General features: G+C 22.8%; 18 protein-coding genes. 4 read left to right on the forward strand and 14 right to left on the reverse strand.

The annotated features are described in order from the left end of the window. The first annotated feature begins 152 nt into the window (after positions 1 to 152). On the forward strand, positions 153 to 1,754 hold the full coding sequence (locus tag AACK81_RS06575; protein ID WP_338960853.1) for an ABC transporter ATP-binding protein/permease: 1,602 nt from the start codon (positions 153 to 155) through the stop codon (positions 1,752 to 1,754). Between the two features lie 59 nt (positions 1,755 to 1,813). Here AACK81_RS06575 and AACK81_RS06580 read toward each other — a convergent pair whose 3' ends face one another. The 5 genes from AACK81_RS06580 to AACK81_RS06600 all read right to left on the reverse strand — a co-directional run bounded on the left by AACK81_RS06580 (position 1,814) and on the right by AACK81_RS06600 (position 8,291). Beyond that, entirely contained in the window at positions 1,814 to 3,265 is a 1,452-nt protein-coding gene (locus tag AACK81_RS06580; protein ID WP_338960856.1) for a hypothetical protein, read from the reverse strand. A 43-nt stretch (positions 3,266 to 3,308) separates the two neighbouring features. After that, entirely contained in the window at positions 3,309 to 4,220 is a 912-nt protein-coding gene (gene holA / locus AACK81_RS06585) for a DNA polymerase III subunit delta (RefSeq protein WP_281747832.1), read from the reverse strand. Between the two features lie 215 nt (positions 4,221 to 4,435). Then, positions 4,436 to 5,479, reverse strand: a complete 1,044-nt coding sequence (locus AACK81_RS06590) for an SGNH/GDSL hydrolase family protein (protein WP_338960861.1) — start codon at positions 5,477 to 5,479, stop codon at positions 4,436 to 4,438. A 152-nt stretch (positions 5,480 to 5,631) separates the two neighbouring features. Continuing rightward, positions 5,632 to 7,746, reverse strand: a complete 2,115-nt coding sequence (locus AACK81_RS06595; protein WP_338960864.1) for a ComEC/Rec2 family competence protein — start codon at positions 7,744 to 7,746, stop codon at positions 5,632 to 5,634. Continuing rightward, complete coding sequence (locus AACK81_RS06600; RefSeq protein ID WP_338960866.1) at positions 7,746 to 8,291, reverse strand: hypothetical protein; 546 nt, start codon at positions 8,289 to 8,291, stop codon at positions 7,746 to 7,748. The genes AACK81_RS06595 and AACK81_RS06600 overlap by 1 nt, the downstream gene beginning before the upstream one ends. Positions 8,292 to 8,392: 101 nt before the next feature. Here AACK81_RS06600 and AACK81_RS06605 point away from each other — a divergent pair, with 101 nt between their 5' ends. Then, complete coding sequence (locus AACK81_RS06605; RefSeq protein WP_338960869.1) at positions 8,393 to 8,875, forward strand: hypothetical protein; 483 nt, start codon at positions 8,393 to 8,395, stop codon at positions 8,873 to 8,875. 8 nt (positions 8,876 to 8,883) lie between these two features. Here AACK81_RS06605 and AACK81_RS06610 read toward each other — a convergent pair whose 3' ends face one another. Together AACK81_RS06610 and AACK81_RS06615 are read right to left on the reverse strand one after the other, a co-directional pair. Then, the gene (locus AACK81_RS06610) at positions 8,884 to 11,511 is read right to left on the reverse strand and encodes a valine--tRNA ligase (protein WP_338960872.1); all 2,628 of its coding nucleotides are present in this window, start codon (positions 11,509 to 11,511) and stop codon (positions 8,884 to 8,886) included. A gap of 727 nt (positions 11,512 to 12,238) precedes the next feature. Further along, a complete protein-coding gene (locus AACK81_RS06615; protein WP_338960875.1) occupies positions 12,239 to 12,649 on the reverse strand; it encodes a GNAT family N-acetyltransferase in 411 nt (136 codons plus the stop codon). A gap of 397 nt (positions 12,650 to 13,046) precedes the next feature. Between AACK81_RS06615 and AACK81_RS06620 the strand changes: the two genes are divergently transcribed. After that, positions 13,047 to 13,646 carry a BspA family leucine-rich repeat surface protein gene (locus tag AACK81_RS06620; protein WP_338960878.1) on the forward strand — a complete coding sequence of 200 codons (600 nt, stop codon included), beginning with the start codon at positions 13,047 to 13,049 and terminating at the stop codon, positions 13,644 to 13,646. 105 nt (positions 13,647 to 13,751) lie between these two features. Here the strand turns inward: AACK81_RS06620 and AACK81_RS06625 are convergent, their stop codons facing one another. From AACK81_RS06625 to AACK81_RS06645, 5 genes are all read right to left on the reverse strand, one after another. Next, on the reverse strand, positions 13,752 to 14,519 hold the full coding sequence (locus tag AACK81_RS06625; RefSeq protein WP_338960880.1) for an ABC transporter permease: 768 nt from the start codon (positions 14,517 to 14,519) through the stop codon (positions 13,752 to 13,754). Next, a complete protein-coding gene (locus AACK81_RS06630) occupies positions 14,519 to 15,250 on the reverse strand; it encodes an ABC transporter ATP-binding protein (protein WP_338960882.1) in 732 nt (243 codons plus the stop codon). Before AACK81_RS06630 ends, AACK81_RS06625 begins: the two co-directional genes overlap by 1 nt. A gap of 138 nt (positions 15,251 to 15,388) precedes the next feature. After that, on the reverse strand, positions 15,389 to 17,215 hold the full coding sequence (locus tag AACK81_RS06635; protein ID WP_338960885.1) for a hypothetical protein: 1,827 nt from the start codon (positions 17,213 to 17,215) through the stop codon (positions 15,389 to 15,391). Between the two features lie 62 nt (positions 17,216 to 17,277). Further along, a complete protein-coding gene (locus tag AACK81_RS06640) occupies positions 17,278 to 17,601 on the reverse strand; it encodes a hypothetical protein (protein ID WP_338960888.1) in 324 nt (107 codons plus the stop codon). A gap of 12 nt (positions 17,602 to 17,613) precedes the next feature. Continuing rightward, on the reverse strand, positions 17,614 to 18,129 hold the full coding sequence (locus AACK81_RS06645; RefSeq protein ID WP_338960889.1) for a hypothetical protein: 516 nt from the start codon (positions 18,127 to 18,129) through the stop codon (positions 17,614 to 17,616). A 353-nt stretch (positions 18,130 to 18,482) separates the two neighbouring features. Here AACK81_RS06645 and AACK81_RS06650 point away from each other — a divergent pair, with 353 nt between their 5' ends. Beyond that, positions 18,483 to 19,433 (forward strand): IS30 family transposase, encoded by a 951-nt coding sequence (locus tag AACK81_RS06650; protein ID WP_338960236.1) that lies wholly within the window; start codon positions 18,483 to 18,485, stop codon positions 19,431 to 19,433. 237 nt (positions 19,434 to 19,670) lie between these two features. On the opposite strand, the gene AACK81_RS06655 is transcribed toward AACK81_RS06650, so the two are convergent. Next, on the reverse strand, positions 19,671 to 21,092 hold the full coding sequence (locus AACK81_RS06655) for an MATE family efflux transporter (RefSeq protein ID WP_338960892.1): 1,422 nt from the start codon (positions 21,090 to 21,092) through the stop codon (positions 19,671 to 19,673). Between the two features lie 75 nt (positions 21,093 to 21,167). After that, entirely contained in the window at positions 21,168 to 23,573 is a 2,406-nt protein-coding gene (gene pheT / locus AACK81_RS06660) for a phenylalanine--tRNA ligase subunit beta (protein WP_338960895.1), read from the reverse strand. Positions 23,574 to 23,594: the final 21 nt, after the last annotated feature.

A 23,594-nucleotide genomic window follows, 5' to 3' on the forward strand; every position in this document is an offset into this window, starting at 1 on the left:
CAAATCTATATTATATATACATGAAAAACAAAAATTAAAAAATATTTTTCCAAAATATTTAGAATTAATACTGTTTATTTTATTGTTACAAATTTCAATAATTGCTTTTTAACACTTAATTATAGTACAATCTAATGCAGGAGGTCTTATATATGGAAAATAATGAACAAAATAAGAAAAAAATAGATAAGTCTCGGCCACTAGTAGAAATTTTGAATCTAACAAAGGAATATAAAAATAAAGTAGCATTAAATAAAGTTAATTTAACTATTAATCCTGGCGATCGAATTGGAATCATTGGTGCAAATGGTAGTGGTAAATCAACTTTAAGTGAAATTATTGGTGGTATTCGTAAACCAACATCTGGTGAAATAATTCGTCAAGAACATCTGGTAAATGGTTTACAATTTCAAGAATCTAGATATCCGGCCGGAATATCTCTTATGGATATGATTAAATATTATTTACATACTTTTAATATTTCAATGAAAGAAGATGAACTATTAGAGTTACTGAAGACATATCAATTACTTGGAATTGAAAATAAGTTTATTCAAACACTTTCAGGTGGACAACAACAACGTTTAAATATTTTACTAGCTGTTATTCATGATCCTGATCTAGTTATTTTAGATGAAGTTTCCACGGGATTAGATATTGAAGTTCGTTCAGAAATTTTTGAATTCTTTAGAAAAAATATTATTGACAAAAATAAGACAATGATCTTAGTTACTCACAATATGAGCGAAGTTGAAGAATTTTATGAAAAGTATATTTACATTCATAATGGAGTTATAAAAGAAGCAGGAAATGTTAAAGATATTGTTAAAAAATATGGCTCAGTTCATAACTTTACATGAAAAATGTTTGATAAAAATAAAAAAGCTGATTTAAAAAAACAATATGAAGAAATAAAAAAAGAAAATGCTGAAATCAAAAAAAATAAGAAAAAAAATAAATGAATTCATAAAGCCAAAATGCCCAAAAAAAGTCGACCATTAATAAACTTAATGTTTAAATATTATTATCGAGGATTTTTTGTACCCTTCTTTCTAGTTTTATTTCCAATTCTAATGTTGTTCTTAGAAGGTTTTGCTTTTAAACAAATGGAAGGTGATACTGTAAAAAGTTTACATACTTTAGTTGGTTCAATTTCAATGTTACAACCAATGGCAGTAGGAATTTTCATTATTCCACAAACAATTGTTGAATTTAAAAATAGTGTTTTAATGAAGCGAATTGGAGCAACAAATATTAAACCAATTTTCTTTGTTTTTTCAGTTATGATAATTGGATTTTTCTTTATGATAGCAACATTCTTATGATCTTTATTATGAGTTGGAATTATGTTTGGTGGTACTTATGGGTGAAGTAATATAGTAACAGCAAATTTTATTGGAAAATCTATCCCATTTATTATCTTAATTTTCTTTTCATCAATGGGTTTAGGAATGTTATTAGCCTCAATTTTCAAATCAGTAACTGCTTTAGTTGCAGCATCAAATGTAATTTATTTTCCAGTTACACTTTTAAGTGGGGTATTTTTCCCGGCTGAGTTAATTAATAGTAGTCCTGTTTTAAAATACGCAACTTACTTTAATCCATTCAAATACGCTATGGATCCATTTATTCAAGCTTGAAGTGGAACAAGTTTTACTTTTACAACAACTTATGGAATATATCTAGGAGTTGCACTTGGATTGATTGGTATTTACACAATAGTTGCAAGTTCAAAATTACGTTGACAAGCATAATAAAACTAATAATTAAAAATAATAAAATTAAAAAGGACTTTTAGTCCTTTTTAATTTTATTATTTAAATAAATCACTATTACATCAAAATTTATGATCTTTTGTATCTTTTTTATTATCATTATCTAAACTATCATCAAAAAGTGATGGATCGATTTCATAGGGTTTACCACTTAAAGCATTATTAATAGCATTTTGATATTCCGAATTGGCTCTCATAATTTTATTACGATCAATTTTTGGATTAAGAATAGCAATAACTAGTATAATAGCAATTAGTAAAATTGCTGATGCTGCTGTAATATATGTTAATATTTGAAAAGCTTTAAAAGTTGCTAATCCTTTTAATCAGGATAAAGCATTAGGATTAATTTTGTCACCTTTATCTAAAAAAGAAGTAAATGTTCTTAATAATGAATCATCTGTTGTCATATAAAATAAATTTGAAATTGTATAAATTATTCAAAAAATTAAAATAACTATTAAAAAATATGATGTTCGATATAAATCACGACCTAATTTTGGTGGTTTTAAAATTGAATATAAAAAGCCTCCATTTAAAACTATTGTTGTAACAATAGTGAAAACTATAGTTTTTGATTGTTGTGCAAAATTATAATAAACGGGTGATGTACTATTATCTTTAATTTGAAAAGTACCTGCTATAAAATAAGTTAGTATATAAGTAGCTATTGCTAGCACTGTTGTTAATAAGAAAAAAGCTGATAATATTTTCTTTAAAAGTGGAATATATTTTGGTTTATTCATATAAGGGTAAAATTTAGGATTTGTGGCGGGATGTTGCGGTAATACACCTAACTTCGCTAAATTTGCTAAACTATTATTATCAAGATTATTAATATTTAAATTATTACCTAGATTCCCAATGCCACCAATATTAGGATTTGTATCAACATTATTATCAACATTCTGATTATTTGGAGTAACACTTGGCTTAACCTCAGTAGCATCATCACTAAAATTATTTAATGCAGTAATTTGATCATTTAATTCATTAAAAGTATTATTATCAAACTGTCTTATTCGTTCAAGACTTTCTTTTTCCACAGTCTTACAAATATTAGTAATTGTAACTATTAATAAGTTACGCTCTTCAAGAATTTCAATACGATTTTTAGGAGAACTTTTAGTAATACTCAAACTACGATTTACCAAATTAGAAATTAACTGCAAAAATTCTATTGCATACTTTTTATCTTTTAATTCTTTTAGTTCTTTTTCAAGAAAAAATAAATTAGAAATTTGTAATTCTAAAATTTTTAAAAGTTCTTCATTAGCAAAAATAGATTTTCTAACAATTAAATTATTTAAACTGTTATATATAGTACTTGATATTTCATAGTATAATGCAACATTTAAATCTTCTTCTGAGTACACTTTTTCGGTTTTTTTCTTTGTAACTCTTTTTACTTTTGGTTTAACCAATGTAATGTCACTATTTTCTTCTACTAACTTTTTTTCTGTAACATCAATATTTTTATTACTTTTCATTATATGTATCACCTCTTGAGTTTAAAACATCTATAATTATATACTAAATATTCAAAAAAAATAAATCAATTGCAATATTTTTATTAAACTTTCCTTTTTTGATATTGTAATCTAATTCATATAATTTTAACAAAATATTATTAATATTTAAATTAATATTTAAATATTGTTCTAATATTTTTACTTGAAACTTGGAAATATTTAATATATTGGAAATATCTTCATTACTTTTTTTTTGTTTAACTAAAATTTTGATATCTCTAATTAATTCTAATTGATATACAAGAATATTAATCAATTTAATTTTATCATAATTAATAACATTATAATAGTTATATTGTGTTCAAAAATTGTTATAATCTTTTTTTAATATATATTCAACAGTTTTAAAAATATTTGTTTCAAAATATTTAGGAACCACCTCAATAATAATATCTGAAGTTATTTTTTTTCCAATTAACCTTAATTTTGATAACTCATTTAAAATAATACTGACATCATTTGGCAAGTATTCTAAAAGAAAATTAGTTACTTCTTGAGTAATGTTAACTTTAAAACTATTGCAAACTTTATTAATTAATAATAATAATTGTGATTTTGTATAATTTTTAATTTTGATAATATTAAATTGTTGAAATTCTCTACTAATTTTAAAATCAACATTTAAACTTTTAATAATTATCATTGTTTTTTGATTATGATTAAGCAAAGCATTAACAAATTTTTTTTCTTTAATATATTTTTGCCATAAATTACTGCTATCATTAATTACGATTACTTTATTTTCTTCAAATATACTCATAATTTGAATTTCATTAATAATATTAACAATTGTATCCTCTTGTAATTCATATAGATTATAATCATAATTTTCTTTTTTATGATTTTTTTTAATTAATTGTTCAATATTTTTTCTTACTAAATACTCATCTTGACCATGAACAATATAAACCATGTTTCCAACCTCACAAAATTATTAATATATTTTATGTTAATGTTATAATATCATAATGTTTCATATATAATCACACTTTTATTTTTTCCTCAATAATAAACTTTTTTAAGATTATTCAATGTTTCAATATTCGGAAAACACTTTCGTTTTTGATAATATTCCAAATTTGAACTTTTATCTTATATACTAATTGTTATATCTAATGTTTTAAAACATTATCACTTTTCAACTAAATTATAAAGATCTTCAGCAACTGCTTGATGCACTAATGTTGTTAGATGAACTTCATCAAAGAAGAAATAATTATTTAATGTTTCTTTTGTTGAACCATTAACATATGTTGCTGTAACAGCACCATCTAATGCCATATGAGCATAATCAGATTCAATTGCATTTTGAGTAATATTTTTTCCTTCTTGTTGAAATATCAACTCATATTTACTTAATTTTTCTCTTAAACTAAATCTTCTAATAAAATTAGGATAATTAGTTGTATATAAAGATATCTCATGATTTCAAAGTGTTTTATAAGCATCAGATAATTGTTTTGCTAAAACTTGCGATTTAGTTCCATAATATTTTGGGACAAGACTAAAATCTGGAACATCAGTAGCAACAATATGTTGAATGCCTTTATTAATTAATTCTTGAATTATATCTCCTTCTTTTATAATTGCATTATAAATAATATCAAGTCCTTTATAATAGTTACCACTATCAATAGCAGCCAACATATCATTATTTCCTGATTCAAGAAAGACTAAATCATCACTTTGTAAATTTTGATGTTGAGATAATAAAGCAGCCATTTGATGTTGAAGGCTAAAACGATTTGAATAAAATTCTCCTGTTCATGAATCATTTTCAGCTGCAACAGCGCCTCCAACCGCATAGTTATTACCAAATTGTTCATAAGTTGCTGCATCATTTAAAATCGTATATTTTCATCCTGCTTGTAAGTTTAAATGTAATTTATTAGCTAAAATTTCAGCTGCAACCTTACCATTGCTGAAAGAGCGATTTAAATAATATGGATCTCCTAATTCTACTTGAGCGACTCATAAAGGTGCTAATGGTGATTTTTGGACAAAGTCACTCCCAGCTCCAACAAAACTACCAGTATCAGAAAGACTATCACCAAGAACGTATAATTGATGATAATCAGTAACTGTTTTTTCTGCCTTGCTATTGGATGTAATAGTAGTTATTAACATTGAAGGTAACAACAAAATTTTTAATAAATGATTTATTTTTTTCATATTTTTTCCCCTTTTGTTTTAATTATATATTTTTTAGCTTTCTTTTCTAAAAAGTAATTTTCTTTTAATTATTCAATACTTTTACTAAATACTCATATTGAACATGAATAATATAAATACTATTTCTAATCTCACAATATTATTATATCAGTTTATATTAACGTTATAATATCATAATGTTTCATATATATTCTTATAATCACAGTTTTATTTTTTCCCGAATAATAAACTTGAGCATTAATTTTTTTAAGATTATTCAATGTTTCAATATTGGGAAACTGTCTTCGTTTTTGATAATGTCCGGAAATTAATGCTAATTCTGAATTAAGAGTTTTTAAAAAACTAATAGTTGATGAAGTTTTTGAACCATGGTGAGGAACTTGTAAAATATTAATTTTACTTAATACATGGGTGTTAACTAATAAATTTTCGGTTTGTTCTTCAATATCACCAGTAAATAAAATTTTATAATTATAAACTTTTAATAACAAAACTAAACTTTTATTATTTTCAGAAACATATTGCAAATTAAAACCATAAACTAAATTATGAATTGGATTAAAACCATCAATAACATATTGCGATAATTGATTGATATTTTCATAAATTTTATCTATTTTTAAGTTCATTTTCAAAAATCCAATATTACTAATATGATCTAAATCATGATGAGTTAAAAATACTGCTTTTAAACTATAAATTCCTTTTGCTGAAAGATAATTATAAATAGTTGGATTATTTGGTTTTAAATCTTCTGTGCCCGAATCAATTAAAATAGCAGATTTATTATAAGGACTAGTTATTAAAAAACTCATAGCACTACCAACATTAATCATTGTTAATTCATAATAAGGTTTAATAATACTATTCATTCATAATGTTGAAAGTAAAACAAAATTAATAATAATAACTGTTAACATTCTTCAATTAAAATATCGTCAACAATTATAAATAACTATTAAAATTAAAAAATAAAGTTGTAAAATTCAAATTTCAATTTTAAAAGTCGGAATTCAAATATTACTCATATTTATTAACTTAATAATAATAATTAAAAAATTTAAAATTGGAGAAACAAAAAAACTTAAAATTGAATTTAAAAATAAATTTAAAAATAAAATAACATCACAAAAAATAATGATTGGTGTAAAAAATAATAAATATGCAACAGTTAATAAACTAAAACCATGATTTATTTGTCACTGAATAAGAATAGTGAATAAAAATAAAACAAAATTAATCAATAACATTCTAATCCAATAACTATATTTTTTAAATTTATTATTAATAAATAAAATCAAAAAAGTAATACCAAAAGAAAGTTGAAATCCTAAAAGATAGAATTGTAAAGGTCATAAATAAAGACAACAATAAGCACTAAAACTAAGAATAGAAATTGGATGAATAATTTTTTTATTAAATTTTAAAATACAACTAAAAATTAAAAAAAATAATGCTTTCATTGCTGCAATAAATCAATTAAGTAAATATAAATAAAAACATAAAATTACAAAGCAAATTAAAAGTTTAATTAATTGATTTTTGATAAATCAAAAACTTTTTTTTAAAAAAACAAAGAAAAAATTAATGTGTAAACCACTAACAACAATAATTGGAGTAATACCAAACTTATTAAAAATGGTAAAAATAGATTTGTTTTCTTCAGTTTGCTGACCAAATAATAATAATAATTTAGTTCAAGTTTTAATTTCCTTTGGAAAAGTATTTATATAATTAAAAAAAATAGTTCTAAGAGTTTTTCCAAAAACAACTTTTACTTTATTTCCATTAACTACTATTTGTTTATTAACATTATTAGCATTTAAAAATAATTTAAAATCAAACTCATAAAAATTATTAATAGTTTTTAAATCTTTAGTTTGACCTTTAAAAATAAGTGTATCATCTAATTGGGCATTAATAGTATACTGCATATTATTAATATAATAATGTGATAATAAATAATATTTTTCTCATCCTTCTTGTACTATCAAATAATTTGGATAGGTTTCTACTACTTTCAAATTAACATTTTCAATATTTATATGTTCATCTTTTTTAAAGTTAATATTAACTAAGGAAGTAAAAGTAAATACTAATAATAAAAAGAAATACTTATAAAATGATTGCTTTTTAAAAAAAATATAATACAAAATAATAATTATTATTAATAATAAAACTAAACCACTAAATATCGTAAAACTTGATAAAAAGAAAACTAAAAATATTAGAAATAAAACTAATAAAGCATGATAAGTAAACATCATTAAAAACTAATAAATTTATGCATCAATTGTATATATTTTCTTTTTGTGGTTATTAATAATTTTTCTAAATTCTCTAACAATTGTTTTGCATTTAAATTTTTTTTATTAAATAATAATAATACTTTTTTGGCATCTTGACTATTTAAACCTAAATTAATTAAAGGCTCTAAAGTAATAGTATAATGGGAATAATATTTAATAGCATTATTTCTTGGTGATAATATTAATTTATAATTTTCACTAATATTTTGATTTAGATTTAATGCCAAAATGTCAAAATAAACATTAGAAATATTCAAAGTATTAATTAAATTAATAATACTTATTTTTGAATTAAGAATTTTAACATAATATTTATTTCGTATACATAAATCTTCTCTAATTGGTAAATGTTCTTTAATTTCAACAGTAATAGTAATAATTTTTGTATCATTTTTTTCCTTACTAACTATTTCATTTTCATTAAAATTTTTAATCAACTTTAATACAACTAATCCATTACTTGCAAGAAAAAGAATTGTCAATGTTATAATTAATAATCTCATTTAATTTCACCTCAATAATTATTAAAAATGAGATAAGCAATTTCCTTTTTTTATTTTTTTAATATAATAAAATAAAAAAGATAATTCAAAGGCTGATAATAATGACAAAAATAAAAACTGATGGTAAGAAATGAGAAAATAATTTTATAAAAATAATTAAAAATAAAACATTTATTAAATGATGCAAATATAATTCTATTATATTAATATTAGGAACTTCATTAATACTAAATATTATTTATATCCCAAAATTCTTAAATGGTACTACTAATCAAAATAGTATTACTACTAATATTGAAATTACAGCTATCAACGGCAAGGAAACTATTCTTGAAAAAACTAATTATATTACTACTTTTAATACACTTGGTAATTTATTAAGTGCTTGTTCTAATGATTTTACTGTTGAAAAAAGTCAATTGGGAAGATTTTTGGTTGCTGTAAAAGGTAAAAAAGGTACTCAAGAAGATAAAAAATTTTGATACATTGAGCATTGAAATGGTAAAGAATTTATTGATTTTTCAGTAGGTATTGATGATATTAAATTGGAAAATAATGAAATTTTTCAACTTGAATTAAAATAAAAGTTTTTTTATAATTCTTTAATCTTGGCATTGATTAATTTTTTTTGATTTTGATACTTTTCTAATTTCTGCTTTTCTATTTCAACTTTTGTTGGTGGTGCCTTTGCTAAAAATTGTTGGTTATTTAAAATATCTTTACTACGTTTTATTTCATTTTCAATATAAACTAATTCCCCTTTTAATTTTGCTAATTGTTCTTCTTTATTAAATAAATTTGAAACATTAATTTCTATTACTGCTGAATTAATAATTTTAATTATTTTATTATTAACAGACAACGGACTATCACTAATAGTAACAATTTGACTATTAGTTAATTGTAATAAATAAGGATTTAAAGTATTTTTTTCTACTTCAAAAAAAGAATTAGTCGTATTGATATGAATAGTTAACGGTAATTTTAAAGATAAATTAAGTTCTTTACGAATTTCTCGAATATTACCAATAATTTCAATTAATATTTCAACAAATTGTGTTACAACTTTTGTTTTTTCCATAACTTTAACTTTAGGAAACTTATTTGTTAAAATGCTATTTTTATACCCCATTTCTTCATAAATTGCTTCTGTAATAAAGGGAATAAAGGGATGAACCATAATAATAATTTGCTGTAAAACATAATATAATGTTTGTAATGAGTTACTTTGTTGCTCTTGATTTTGTAAATTAACTTTATTTAATTCAATATATCAAGAACAATATTTATTTCATATAAAATTTGATAGTGCTTTAACTACTAAAACAAATTCATATTTTTCCATATATTGCTCTACATAAATAATCAATTGATTAAGTTCTTGTAAAATTCATTGATCAATAAATGATAACGAATTATTATAGACAATATTTTCATCCAATTGAAACTTATCATCAATATTCATTAGTACATAACGTGCAGCGTTTCATAACTTATTATTGAAATTTCAAGCTGACTCAACTTTAGTAATACTAAATCTTAAATCTTGACCGGGAGCACAATTGCTAACTAAAAAGTAACGTAAAGCATCCGCACCATACTTTTTAATAACTTCCATTGGATCAATTCCATTATTTAATGATTTTGACATTTTTCTACCTTGTTCATCACGAATTAAACCATGAATTAAAACATTAGTAAATGGTTTTTGATTAGTAAATTTTCAACCCATAAACAGCATTCGTGCAACTCAAAAAAATAAAATATCATAAGCAGTAACTAATACTGATATTGGATAATATTTTTGCAAATCAACATTTTTTTGTGGTCAACCCAAGGTTACAAAAGGTCATAAACCGCTAGAAAATCATGTATCTAATACGTCTGATTCTTGAATATAATCGTTAATTGGTGATGGTGGGTTATTATCAACATAAATTTTCTTAGTTTTTTTATGATATCAAACCGGAAGCGAATGACCCCATCACAATTGACGGGAAATACATCAATCTTGAATATTATTTAATCACTGCAAAAGTTGTTGTTCAAATAATATTGGATGAAAATCAATCTTTGTTTTCTTATTTTTTTGTTTATCAATAATCATTTCAACTAATGGTTTCATTTTTATGAATCATTGTTGTGATAAATATGGTTCAATAATAGCGTTACTTCTTTCTGAATAACCAACTTGATGAAGATAGTCTTCAACCTTTACAACTAAATTTTCTTTTCTTAATTGTTCAACTAATTGTTTACGACATACCATTCGATCTTGATTAATATATGATTGTGCTAATTCATTCATAGTTCCATCAACATTCATACAAATAGGCATTGCTAAATTGTGACGTAATGCAATTTCATAGTCATTAGCATCATGAGCCGGTGTACATTTCATAGCACCCGTTCCAAAATTCATATCAACATAATCATCAGCAATGACTTTAATTAACATTTTATTAGCCGGATTAATAACCATTTTACCAATAAATTGTAAATAACGTTTATCTTTACTATTTACAACTATACACTGATCAGCAAACATTGTTTCTGGTCTGGTAGTAGCAATAGTAATAAATTCACTACTATTTTCTATAAAATATTTTAAATAATACATTTTTCCTTTTGTTTCATGATAATTTACTTCAATATTAGAAATAGCGGTTTTTAATTCTGGATCTCAATTTACTATCTTTTTTCCTCGATAAACTAAACCTTCTTTATATAACTTTACAAATACTTCATTAACTGCTTGCTTAACATTTTCATCTAAAGTAAATACTTCATGCGAATAATCTAATGCTAAGCCAAGTTTTGCTCACTGTTTTCTTATGTTTTGTGCATATTCTGTTTTTCATTTTCATGCTTGTTGTAAAAATTTATCTTTACCTAATTCTTGCAAATTAAGTTTTTGTTCTTCTTTAATACGTTGTGCAACTTTAACCTGAGTAGCAATGCCAGCATGATCCATACCGGGTATAAATAAAGTATTAAATCCTTGTAAACGTTTATAACGAATTAATAAATCTTGGATAGTACTATCTCAAGCATGACCTAAATGTAAAAGTCCGGTTACATTGGGTGGTGGTAAGATAATAGAAAATGTAGGATTAATAGAACTAACATTTGCCTTAAATAATCCAGATTTTACTCATTGTTGATAACGATCCTTTTCAATTTCAATATGATTATATTTTTTGTTTAAATTTCTATTCATTTGTTATACTCCTTTTTAAAATAAAAAAACATTCCACAAATAGGAACGTTTTTTAACGCGGTACCATCCTAATTCATTTACAAAGTAAATGCACTTAATTATTATTTAAATTACTAATAATATAAGTTACCTTCAAATTAAACTTGCTTAGTTTACAGCAACCACTAAGTCTCTAAATTACCATTTAATTTTACTCTTTTATATTTTAAATTAATTATGTATTTTATTTTACATTGTTAATTTTAAAAAACAAGACATTTGAGAAAAGAAAAAATCTAAATATTAAAATTATCTTTTTTAAAAACAGGAGTTGATGTTTTCATAGACTGCATGCAGTCTAATTTATTTTTTATATTTTGATCAAAATCACACAATAAAGGAGTATCATCTTTTTTTATTGTCTTTTTTTGATATGCTTGTTTTTCTAATAATTTTATTTTTCTTTGTTCTGGTGTTAAGTTATTTCATCATTTTTTTGCCTCATTTTTAACAACTTCTACTTGTTTGGGGGTTAAAGTATTTCATCATTGTTTTGGATTTTTGATTATTTGTTCTCTTTGTTGATTAAATCAATCAATAACTTTTTGATAATCTTCCTTTAAAATTGATTCTTCATGTATTAAAACTTCATCTAAAATACTAGATAATATTTCACTATCCTCTAATATCTTTTGTTCATCATTTATAGCTTTTGATTTTGACTTATCAAAATCAATAAAAATTTCTTTTATTTTAATATTTTTTCACTTTTCAATATCATCTCTTTTATTAAAAATTGCATGAGGTATATTAATTTCATAATCATAAAAAAAGTTTTTTTATTTCATGCATAAGTGAATCCTAATTTTTCATAAAATTCACCGACAGTAACATTAGTTGGATCTGATAATAAAATAAGGTTTTCGATATTATTGCTATGACATATCTCAAAAATTTTGTAAATAAGTAAACTACCATATTGTTGCTTACGATATTTTTCTTCAATAAATATACTTTCTAAAATAGCTTCTTTTTTTTCTAAATCAATAATAAGTAATGCGTCACCAATTTTATTACTAAATTCATCAATTAATAATAAACTTTTTATACTTGGATTATTTAAATTATTAGTAATAATAACTTCTCTGCCGTTTGCCATATTTTAACTTCTTTCTAATAAATTCAATATAAAACTTGACTTTAAACGCAATAAACCTAATATATAATATTTTTTTAATTAAATTAATTTAATTAAAACAAAAAAACTAATATAGGTAAAACTATCTATACTAGTAATTAACAGTTATTAAATTAATTTAATAATATCATAAAATATCTTTTTTTTAAAAAAACAAATTGTATGCAAAAAATATATTATATAACTTTTTTATTACATTTAACCTTACTAATAACATAAAATTTTTTCCTAATATTTATATATTTTTATTTCTATCATAAACTAAACACTTATTGCATTTATTTTTAAATGACTTAAAATATAAATTAACTTCTTAAACTTAAGAAGTTATTGGGGAAAAACAAAAAAGGAGATCTTAATGAAAATATTAATCAAAACATTAAGTGTTTTAACACTTGCAACAACCACAGGTAATTTAACTAGTTTCTTAAACACTATCAAACAAAATACTAATATTACACAAAATAAAATACAACAAGATACAATTTATATTGACAAAACAGGAACAAAAGTAGAAACAAATAAAAAAGATTTATCAAATATAGATAGTAAAGAAATTATTCAAATCGGATTTTTTGAAAATGGAATTAGAGAAATTCAAGCTGTTAAAATGCCAAGAATAGTTGAAAAAGTACCAGATCAATTACCAACAAAAATTACTTCTTTAAGTAATATGTTTGCTGATAATCTAACATTTGATCAAAACATATCTTCTTGAAATATATCAAATATAGTAGATATGAGTTATATGTTTTATGATGCAAAAAAATTTAATCAAGATATTTCAAAGTGAAATACTTCAAAAGTAACAAATATGATGGGAATGTTTTGAAATGCAAAAAAAATTAATCAGAACCTTTCAGCATGAAATGTAGAAAAAGTTAATAATTTTGATCTTTTTGCTACTAATTCAGGATTTGATAGCCGAAGTAAATGACCAAAATTTAAGTATCATTAATTTTTAAAAATAAATCAAAACAAGCCTAATTAGGCTTGTTTATTTTGTAAATATTTTTTAAAATTTAAATAATTTCTTTATAAACAAATATTTTTTCTTATTTACTTATTTACGTCGATATTTATAAGCCATAATTGCTCCAAATATTAATGCTCCAATTCAAAGTAAACTAACTAAAATCGGTATTCAGTAATTATCAAAAAGTGCTGCATTGATTAAATCATTTGGAGTACCATAATTATTTCATCCTCTATTCATAATAGAAACGGGATAAGAAAAAGGAATAATTTTAGCAATAATAACTAAAACTGGTTGTCCTTTAATGGCTACATACGGAATATATTGACCCGATAAAAATGATGTTGGCAAATATAATAATAAAGCAAAAGCATTAGCAATTTTAAAATCAGAAGCAAGAATACCAACCATTATTCCTACTGCTGAACACATAATTGATGAAAGCAGAATTGCTAGTAATATATAACCTCAATTAATTAGTTCTCAATTAATCTGATTATGATATAAAGCTGCACCAATTCCTAATGTTCAAAAACTACCAATAAAAATTAAAATAACATGAAATATTAAAATACTACTAATAAATTGTCATGGTTTTAATGGTGTTGCACCAATTCTTTTAATAATTATTGATTGTTTAAAATCAGAATATGTCATTGATAAAGTAACAATTCCTAATACTGGTGAAGCTGACATCACTAACCCCGGTAATACTGTTTGTGCAGCATTTGGGTTACCAGGTGTTAATACAGCAAGTAAAATTGTTAACATAATAATAGGGAAAATAAAGCCAAAGAAAATACTATGGAAAGATTTCTTAAAATAACCAAATAATAATTGAAACATTGCTAGCATTATTTTTTTTCCTTTCTCGTAGTTATTTCTAATGATATTTCTGTTTTTTCTAAATAATATTTTAATAATGAACCATGTTTTTTAGTAACTTCAACAACAGTAGTATCATCAATAATTTGACCATCCTTTAAAAAAATAATACGTTTACATAAAGCTTGGATTTCATCTAAGTTATGACTAACTAAAATTAAAGTAATGTTATTCAAACTAATTTGTTCTTGTAAAAAATTAATAATATCAATTCTTGTTTTAACATCTAAACCAGTTGAAATCTCATCACCAATATAAATTTTTGGTTGATGAAATAATGATAAAAATAAATTAACTCTTTGTCTTTGACCACCCGATAAACTATTTACTTTACGTTTGTATAATTCTTTTAATTGAAACTTATCTAACATACTATTAAAAATTTCGGGTTTTATTTTATCTAAATAAATTTTATGATAAAAATTTATTAATTCTTTAACTGTTATAAAATTAGGATAAACTTGATCTTGAAAATTTATTCCAACAACATATGGAATATCTTTTTTATTAAAGTTATATTCAATTTCTCCTGTACTTGCATTTTTAGTATTACTAATAATCTCACATAATGTGGTTTTACCAGCACCATTAGCACCAAAAATAGCAACAGAACTACCACTCTCAATTTCTAAATTAATAGGTCCCAGTACAACATTACCATTATATGACTTAGTAATATTTTTAACCTTAATTACTTTCATAATTGCTTCCTTTCATATTATTTTAAACTTTATAAATAAGTATAGCATTAAAAAAATCTAATTTTATATCATAACAGCCAACATTTTTTAATTAAAATCTTTTTTTAATATATTTAATTTTAAGTAACATTTTAAATGTTACTTAAAATTTTTATTTGAATACAAAATGCCTTCAGTTCCTGCAGCATATAAAGTGTTTTCTGAATTAATTGTTAAGGCAAGAATATGTTCATTATCATTATCTATTCCTAACATATTATAAAAAGTAGATGATTTTTTTACTTTTTTATATATTTGATTTGAATCAACACCAGCAAACAAAACACCATCTCTATCAATAATTAATCGTTTAATTTCATGACCTGTATTTAAAATTTTAGAATACATTCCACTATTAATTTGATAAATATTACCATTATCAGAACCAGCAAAAATAGTTCCAATAGTATCTACGACTAAACTTTTTATTGATCCAGCATCATTTTGTTCTTTAATTAATTGAAAATCATTTACACCATTACTTTTATAAATTTTACCATGATTATTAGCTCCAGCAAAAACAGAACCATCTTCACCTATTGCTAAACTATTAATATAATCATGTGTTCCTAACATATGATTAACGTTACTATTTTTATCAATGCTATATACACCATCATCATTTCCAACATAAACAATGCCGGTTTTTTTATTAACTGCTAAAGCTCATATTCAATTTATTGAATCTGGCAATAAAATTTTTTCAAATTTATGTATTCCATCACTTTTATAAACAGAACCAGAATCAGTTCCAACATAAACATTATCTTCATTATCAATTACTATATTTCTGGCAGTTTTACCAGCATCTAATCCTTCTATTAAAGTTTCTACTCCTGTAGTACTAAGTTTATAAACTCTATCTTCTTGTGTTCTAAAAATATTACTTTGTGAATCAACACCCAAAGCATAAATTTTTTCATTTGCTATTTTTTTATTTAATAAAACAGATGAATCAGATAAATTATGAAATGTAATAGATTCCAAATTTATATCATAAGAACTACCACTAGCACAAAACTGAGAAGAATTATGACCTGCATATTGACAATAAATATTATTATCATCATGCCATATACATAAATATATATGAATTCGATTTTGAGCCATAAAAATTCAAAAATTATTTTCAAACTTAAAATTAAAAGTATCATTATTTAATACTACAGGATCATTAAATGGAGGAGCAATATACTCAGGAATAGATTTATTAATTTTATTAGTCATTAAACTTAGATTATTGTTAATAACAGGACCATTAGAATTAGTTAATTTAATATAAGAATTATTAAATGAAAGGCTAGGTCATAATAGACAAAATTCTTCTCATCTTTTTGCATATTTTGTTCAATTAATTAAAGTGTAGTTTTCTGATTTAAAATCTTCTCAACTATTAGTTCCATCAAATGATTGAGAATTAAATATATTAATATTTTTACTTAAATTCGTATTATTAAATTTATGATAATAAATTTCAATTAAATTATTATCTTTATCAAAAATATAATTAATTGAATAATCTCTTGCATCTTTAGAAAAGGGCAATTCATTAATTAGTTTATAAACTTTTTCTTTATCAACAATTAAATTAATAATCTCATTAGTTAAACTTTTATTAAAACTATTTTTAATACTAATTTTACTAATAAAATCCTTTCCTAAACTATCAGCTACACCTTTAGTAATTTTATTTTCGTGTACTGCTTTAACAATATAGTATAAACCTAATGTTTCATTTAGATTATTACTGTGTTCAACTTTATCAGCACCTACTTGATTTGAAATATCAATATGACTATTTAATCCTCCAAATTGAATATATTGTCAATCATTATTATCACCTTCAAAATAATTATTATCATAAATACTTTCATTAGATATATTTTTTTTATCTTTAGTTTTTGTCACTTTTTTATAGTTAATCATTTCTTGTTTTGTATTTTCAATATTTAACTTATCCTTTTCTAAAATAAGTGTAGAATCATAATTTAAATTACCATCATTATCAACAAAAAAACTTCTCTAGCATTAATATCATTGCTCAACTTATAATTAGCATGATTTGTATCATAACTGTAAAATTTTTGATCTAAATCTGATTGATTCGTAATTCAATTACTATTTATTAAATAATTATATTGATTATTAAATAAATGAGTTAAGGGCTCATTTGTTGATTCTTTTTTTGGTAGTAAGGAATTTTTATTAACAACATTATTATCCGTTTTATTACTATCAATATTAATAATGTTACTTGTGAAAAGTAATGATGCTAAAATACTTATTGTAAATATACTTAATATTTTTTTCATAATTTTGCCCTCCTAAGAAATAGAACGACAAAATGGTTTAATATTTGATTTAACTTCATCATAAATTGAATCGGTATTTATTTTTTCATATATAGGTTGTTCTTCTACTTTTTTTGTAATATTTGATAGTTTAATTTCATTAATTTCTTCTGTCATTACTTTCATATTATTTTCACTTGTTTTATTTCTTGGTGGTAATTGTGGAGGAACATTATTACCAACTGAACTCAATGAAGTTGTTTCATCTTTTACATTTTCATAAATAAATTTTTCAAAAATAGCTTTTTCTTTTATTTCTTCATAAATATGATCATCTTGATTAAAATATAAAGGATTATCAATTGAACTATTTTGATAATTTAATAACATTTTAATAGTATTAAATAAAAAAATATTATCTTCTTTTAGTTTTTTCATCTCTTCTTCTATATAAAGAATTTCTTTTCTTATTTTTTGTAATTCTTTATTTTTCTTTTTAAAGTACTTTTTAAGATACTTATTATAAAATTTTCTTATAAACTTTAACATTTTCTTTCTCCTTCTTATAAAAAAATAAAAAAATGTTAAAACAATCATGCTTTTTTTATTTTTTTATTATTTCTTAATTTCTTTTTTAATTCCAAAATGATTTTATTAGTTCTGGTGTTATTACTATTTTTATATATTTACTTAAACTTATTTTTTAAAATTCTTTCAAAAAATAAAAATTTCTTATAATAAAGGTATGTCAAAATTTTTAATGTCCGTATTTATTTCGTTATTTAAAATTTAATTATTGCTGAGTTATACTTGTAAGTGCAAGTAAATAAAATTGCAAAAAATTCTCATATAAAAATTTCATAATGCTAAATTTAGTTTAGAAAAAAGTAAGGAGTTTTTATATGAGTTATAAACATCTTGGCATAGATGAAAGGATTTATATTGAGAATCAATTGAAATTTAAATTTAAAATTAGTGAAATAGCTAAAAATCTTAATCGAAGTATTAGTACTATTATTCGAGAAATTAATAGAAATAAAGATAATAATCATTATTTTTCATTAATTGCACAAAATAAAGCTGAAAATCGAAAACAATCACATATTAGTTTTCATAAGTTTAAAAATAAGAATTTAGTAAAATATGTACAACAAAAATTACTATTAGGTTGATCACCTGAACAAATTTATGGCAGAATTAAAAATTTTCATAAAGAGTGAGTTATTAGTTTTAAAACAATTTATACTTGAATTTATTTTGGAATGCTTGATAAAGTTACTAGTAAAAATTTAAGAAGAAAAGGTAAAAAACGAAAATCTAAAGAAAATCGTGGCAAGTTTAATGGTAAATCAATTAAAGAACGAGATATAAATGTTAATGATCGTATAACACTTGGTCATTGAGAAGGAGATACTATAGTATCATCACGAGGTAAAAGCAAATCATGTTTAATAACTTTAGTTGAAAGAGTATCACGATTTACTTTAGCAATATTAGTTAAAAACAGAACTACTAAAGTTATTAATAAAAATGTTAGTTATTATTTATCAATTCTTCCTAAAAACATTGTTAAAACTATTACTTTTGATCGTGGCAAAGAATTTTCAAATTGACAACAACTTGAAAAAAATTTAGATATAAAAATTTATTTTGCCAATCCATATTCACCTTGACAAAGAGGTACTAATGAAAATACTAATGGTTTAATTAGAGAAAAATTTCCTAAAAAATTTATTTTTTCAAAAACTAATAAAAATGAAGTTCATAAATTTATATTGTCTTTAAACCAAAGACCAAGAAAAATACTAAATTATCTTTCACCAATCGAATATTTGGATAGAAAAATAATTTAGTTGCACTTACCTTTACAATTTAGCTATTATAAAAGTTTAATTATAACTAAAAATAAAAAAATCATTACTTCTACCATCCTCTAAAATCACACCAGTAACTATAATAATTGTATATTAAATACAATAAAAATAAAACGATAAATATGAATTTATTTGCTAAAATATAATAGAATTTTTTTAACATTTTTTAAACAGAGTTATTAAAATAAATCTATTTATTAAAAAGGGATTTTTATATTATCCATGTGGTTCAAATGTCGGATGAGGTACACTTTCTACTTTAGAATTAATAATATTTTTATTTCAAGGAATTATTTTATAAAATACATAAGCACAAATAAAATCAGCTGATTTACTTAAACACGAAATCATAATTACCATTTTAATACTTAAGTCAGTTCACTGCAATAAAGCAAAAGTAATAAAAATATCAATAAATCAAATTAAAAATAGATCAGCAATACTAATAATTAAAGTATAGCCACCAGCATAAAGAAAACTAAATAATGGTTGCATCATATTAATGAAAAAATAAGTTACTGCTGAAAAAGCCATATATCAAACTGCAAGTTTCATAGCATTATTAGATAAATTTGGAAATAATACTTTTGGAACTCAAAAAGCACTACCCAAAATAATTAAAGCAATAACAGTTGAAATAGCAAAACTCAATTTTAATATCTTCTTAGCATTTTCTTTAGCCAGTACTAGTTCTCCTGAACCTAACTTGCTACCAACAGCATAGCCAACTAAAGCATTATATCCCCTAAAAGTAGAATAAAAAATAGCAACAACACTACCAACAATTTGCACACCGGCAACAACTTCAGTATCACCAAAATGAGAATATAAAGCTGTTAACATTACTACTGAAACACCAAATAATACTTGACTAGCAAATAAAGGAATAAAAGTAATAATATATTTTTTATGTAAATCTTTTGTAAATTTAAAAATATTTCAATTAGGAGCATAAATTGGTTTTTTATAAATTAAATAACCTAACAATATAAAACATTCTACTGCTCTTGAAATAATTAAACTTATTGCTAATCCTTCAATACCTAATTGTGGTCCCCCACTATATGGTAATGATAAAATACAAACTAAAAATGTATTTAAGAGTAATGAACAAATAGAAGTTATCAATGGTGTTTTAACGTTACCACATGTATTCATAGTAATTGACATAATAAAAGCAAAACCTAACAATGGGTAATTTCAAGCAATTAATTTACTATATTCTTCAGCAATACCAATAGCATTTTGATGAGAATTATCTTCAGCACCAAGAATTATTCCCATAATTTGTTTACTAAATAATTCTAATATTACAACAAAAAATATTCAAAAAATTAAAGTATAAAATAATTTTATATTAGTAGTTTCTTGAATTTTCTTCTTATCTTTAATACCTAAATATTGAGCAGTAAAAATATTACCAGTAGCAACAATAGCAAAAAAGATATATCAAACCATATCATAAATATTACTTGATGATGCAACTCCGGCAATAGCATCATCATTTCCAAATTGACCAACCACAAAATTATTCATTAAGTTTATTAATGTTTCAATTAAAGATTGTGCACAAATTGGAATCATAAATAATAATGCCATTTTATAAAAGCTTAAATTATCTTTGTTTAACATTTTCATATCATCTCACCCAATTTAAAATTTAATATAATAAAAAAATATATTAATGTTATTATTTAATATTTTGTTATATTTTTAACGAATAATTGCTTGAAATTTTTTCTTTAATATTTCTTGAATATTACTTATTTGTCCACTTACTTTTGTTTCATCTAATTGTTCTTCTTGACTATTAAATTTCAAATTAAAAGTTAATGAGTGTTGATGTTGTGATTTTAATTTTTCATCATTATAAAAATCTACCAAAGATATTTGTTCTAAAAAATCAATATTTGCAAACATTATAGCATTTTTTACATCAGAAAATTGAATATCGCTATTAACAATAATTGATATATCACGACTTAAAGCATTAAATTTTGATCAAAGCTTAAATTTAGAAACTACTTTTTGTTGTTCTTCTATGATTTTAACTAACTTACTACAATTAATTTCTGCTAAGAATATTTTTTCAACATTCATTATTTTTTCAGTTTGTGGATGCAGTGCGCCAATAGTAGCAATATGTTCTTGCTCATAAAAAATATCTGCGCTTAAATACGGATGCATTAAAGAATTATTATTATTTTTATAAACAATAGAGTTAAATAAATTTGGCATAATTTTTGCTAAAAAACCATCTAAAAAACCTTTAATAAAATAATAAGTACTATTAGTAATTTTATTAGCATTAATTTTTGGTCAAAAATTATCCATAATCATAAAAGCTAAATGATGATTATCATCAGTTTCATCACCTGTATAAATAGTTTCATCAGTAAAAATTTTTAATTGTGTTTCTTTACGTGCATAATTATATTGACAAATTCTTAATAAACTATCTGTCAAACTAAAACGCATAACTTCTCTTGTTAATGTCAACGGTGCTTCTAATTTTATAGGTATTTTATATTTAAAAAAATTAAAATCATTTAATCTCTGCATACTTGTTAAACTATATGTTTTTACTTGATTAAAACCATAACTTGTTAAATGTTGTCTTCATTTCATCATTAAATTTTCCAATGCTGTTGGTGACTTAAATGATACATTAAATTGTGGTTTAATAACTGGTAATTTATCATATCCAAATACTCTGGCAACTTCTTCACTAAAATCATTAGCGTTATTTAAATCACTACGATGATTAGGAACTGTTACTTTTAAAATTTCTTGATTTTTTGCATCAATTTCAATTTGACAACCAATAATAGTCAAATAATTAATTATTTCATTAACCTCAAATTTTGTACATAAAATTTTATTAATAAAATTAAAATTAAAGTTAATCACTTTTGTTTTAACTTGATAAGGAACATCATTACTAAAACCGGTAATTTCATATTTAACTTGCAATTGTCCTAAAATAAACAAATAACGTTGTAAAGCAATTAAATAATAGTCAGGAACAACTGGTCTTGTTAAACGTTCTAATAATGTATTAATAAGAGCACCATGTCGTTTTGCTTGTTTACTCATTAAGGTAACATCAGGATTAATTGAAAATATAAAAACTTCTTTGGAACTTGGTTTAACTTCATATTCAATATTATGACTAACTCCTAAAACACTAAAAGCCAAATATTTATCGTGTAATAAAATATCGCCCTCTTTAATTTGCAAATTACCTTCTGGGTATGATTTAGGTGAAATATTTAAAGATGGTTTTTTTAAAATATCAGCACTAAAAGTAATTAAGGGTTGACCCAATTCTAACATTACTAAATGAATAATATCTTCTGATAAAGTTTTGGGTACAATATTTGCAAGTTGTAGTGTTCTTCTAATTCAAATTGGTGTTATTACAGATTTATCATCAAATTCAATCTTTAATGTTGCTAAAGCTTGAATTTTACCATTAAGAACGCTAACTTGACTTTTATTATCAAATTTTCCTATACTACTAACTTCCATGTTTTTTAAAGGAATTTTAAAATACCCGCTTAATTCTCTAGCAATACTATAAATCCCCAAACAATCACTACGATTTACTGTTAAATCAATAAAAAAAATTGTATCATCTAAATTTAAATATTGTAACGGATTAATATTACCAATCATTGCATCATCTGGTAAATGAATAATACCACTTAATTCTTCTTTATTCTGAACAATACCGCTTAATCCTAATTCTGTTAATGAACAAAGCATTCCTGAAGAAACAACATCTTGAATTGTTCTTTCAACAATAGTAAGACCATTACCTAAAACACTTCCTATCCTTGCTACAACAACTTTAATACCAATAACTACATTTGGTGTACCACAAACTATAGTTAACATTTCAGTACCTACTGTTACTTCACAAATATTTAATTTATTCGATTTAGGATGTTTGGTAATTTTAGTAATTTGACCAACAACTAAGTTTGTATTACTAAACATTAAATTTTTTACTTGATCAACCTCAAAACCTAAACTATTTAAAGCATCAACGATTTCATAATCTTTAATGCTATTAATATTCAATCACTGTGAAATGATTTTACGTGAAACTATCATTTTATTTTATACTCCTTTTAA

The sequence above is a fragment of the Spiroplasma endosymbiont of Lasioglossum villosulum genome, assembly GCF_964020195.1.
Taxonomy (GTDB): domain Bacteria; phylum Bacillota_I; class Bacilli_A; order Mycoplasmatales; family VBWQ01; genus Spiroplasma_E; species Spiroplasma_E ixodetis_A.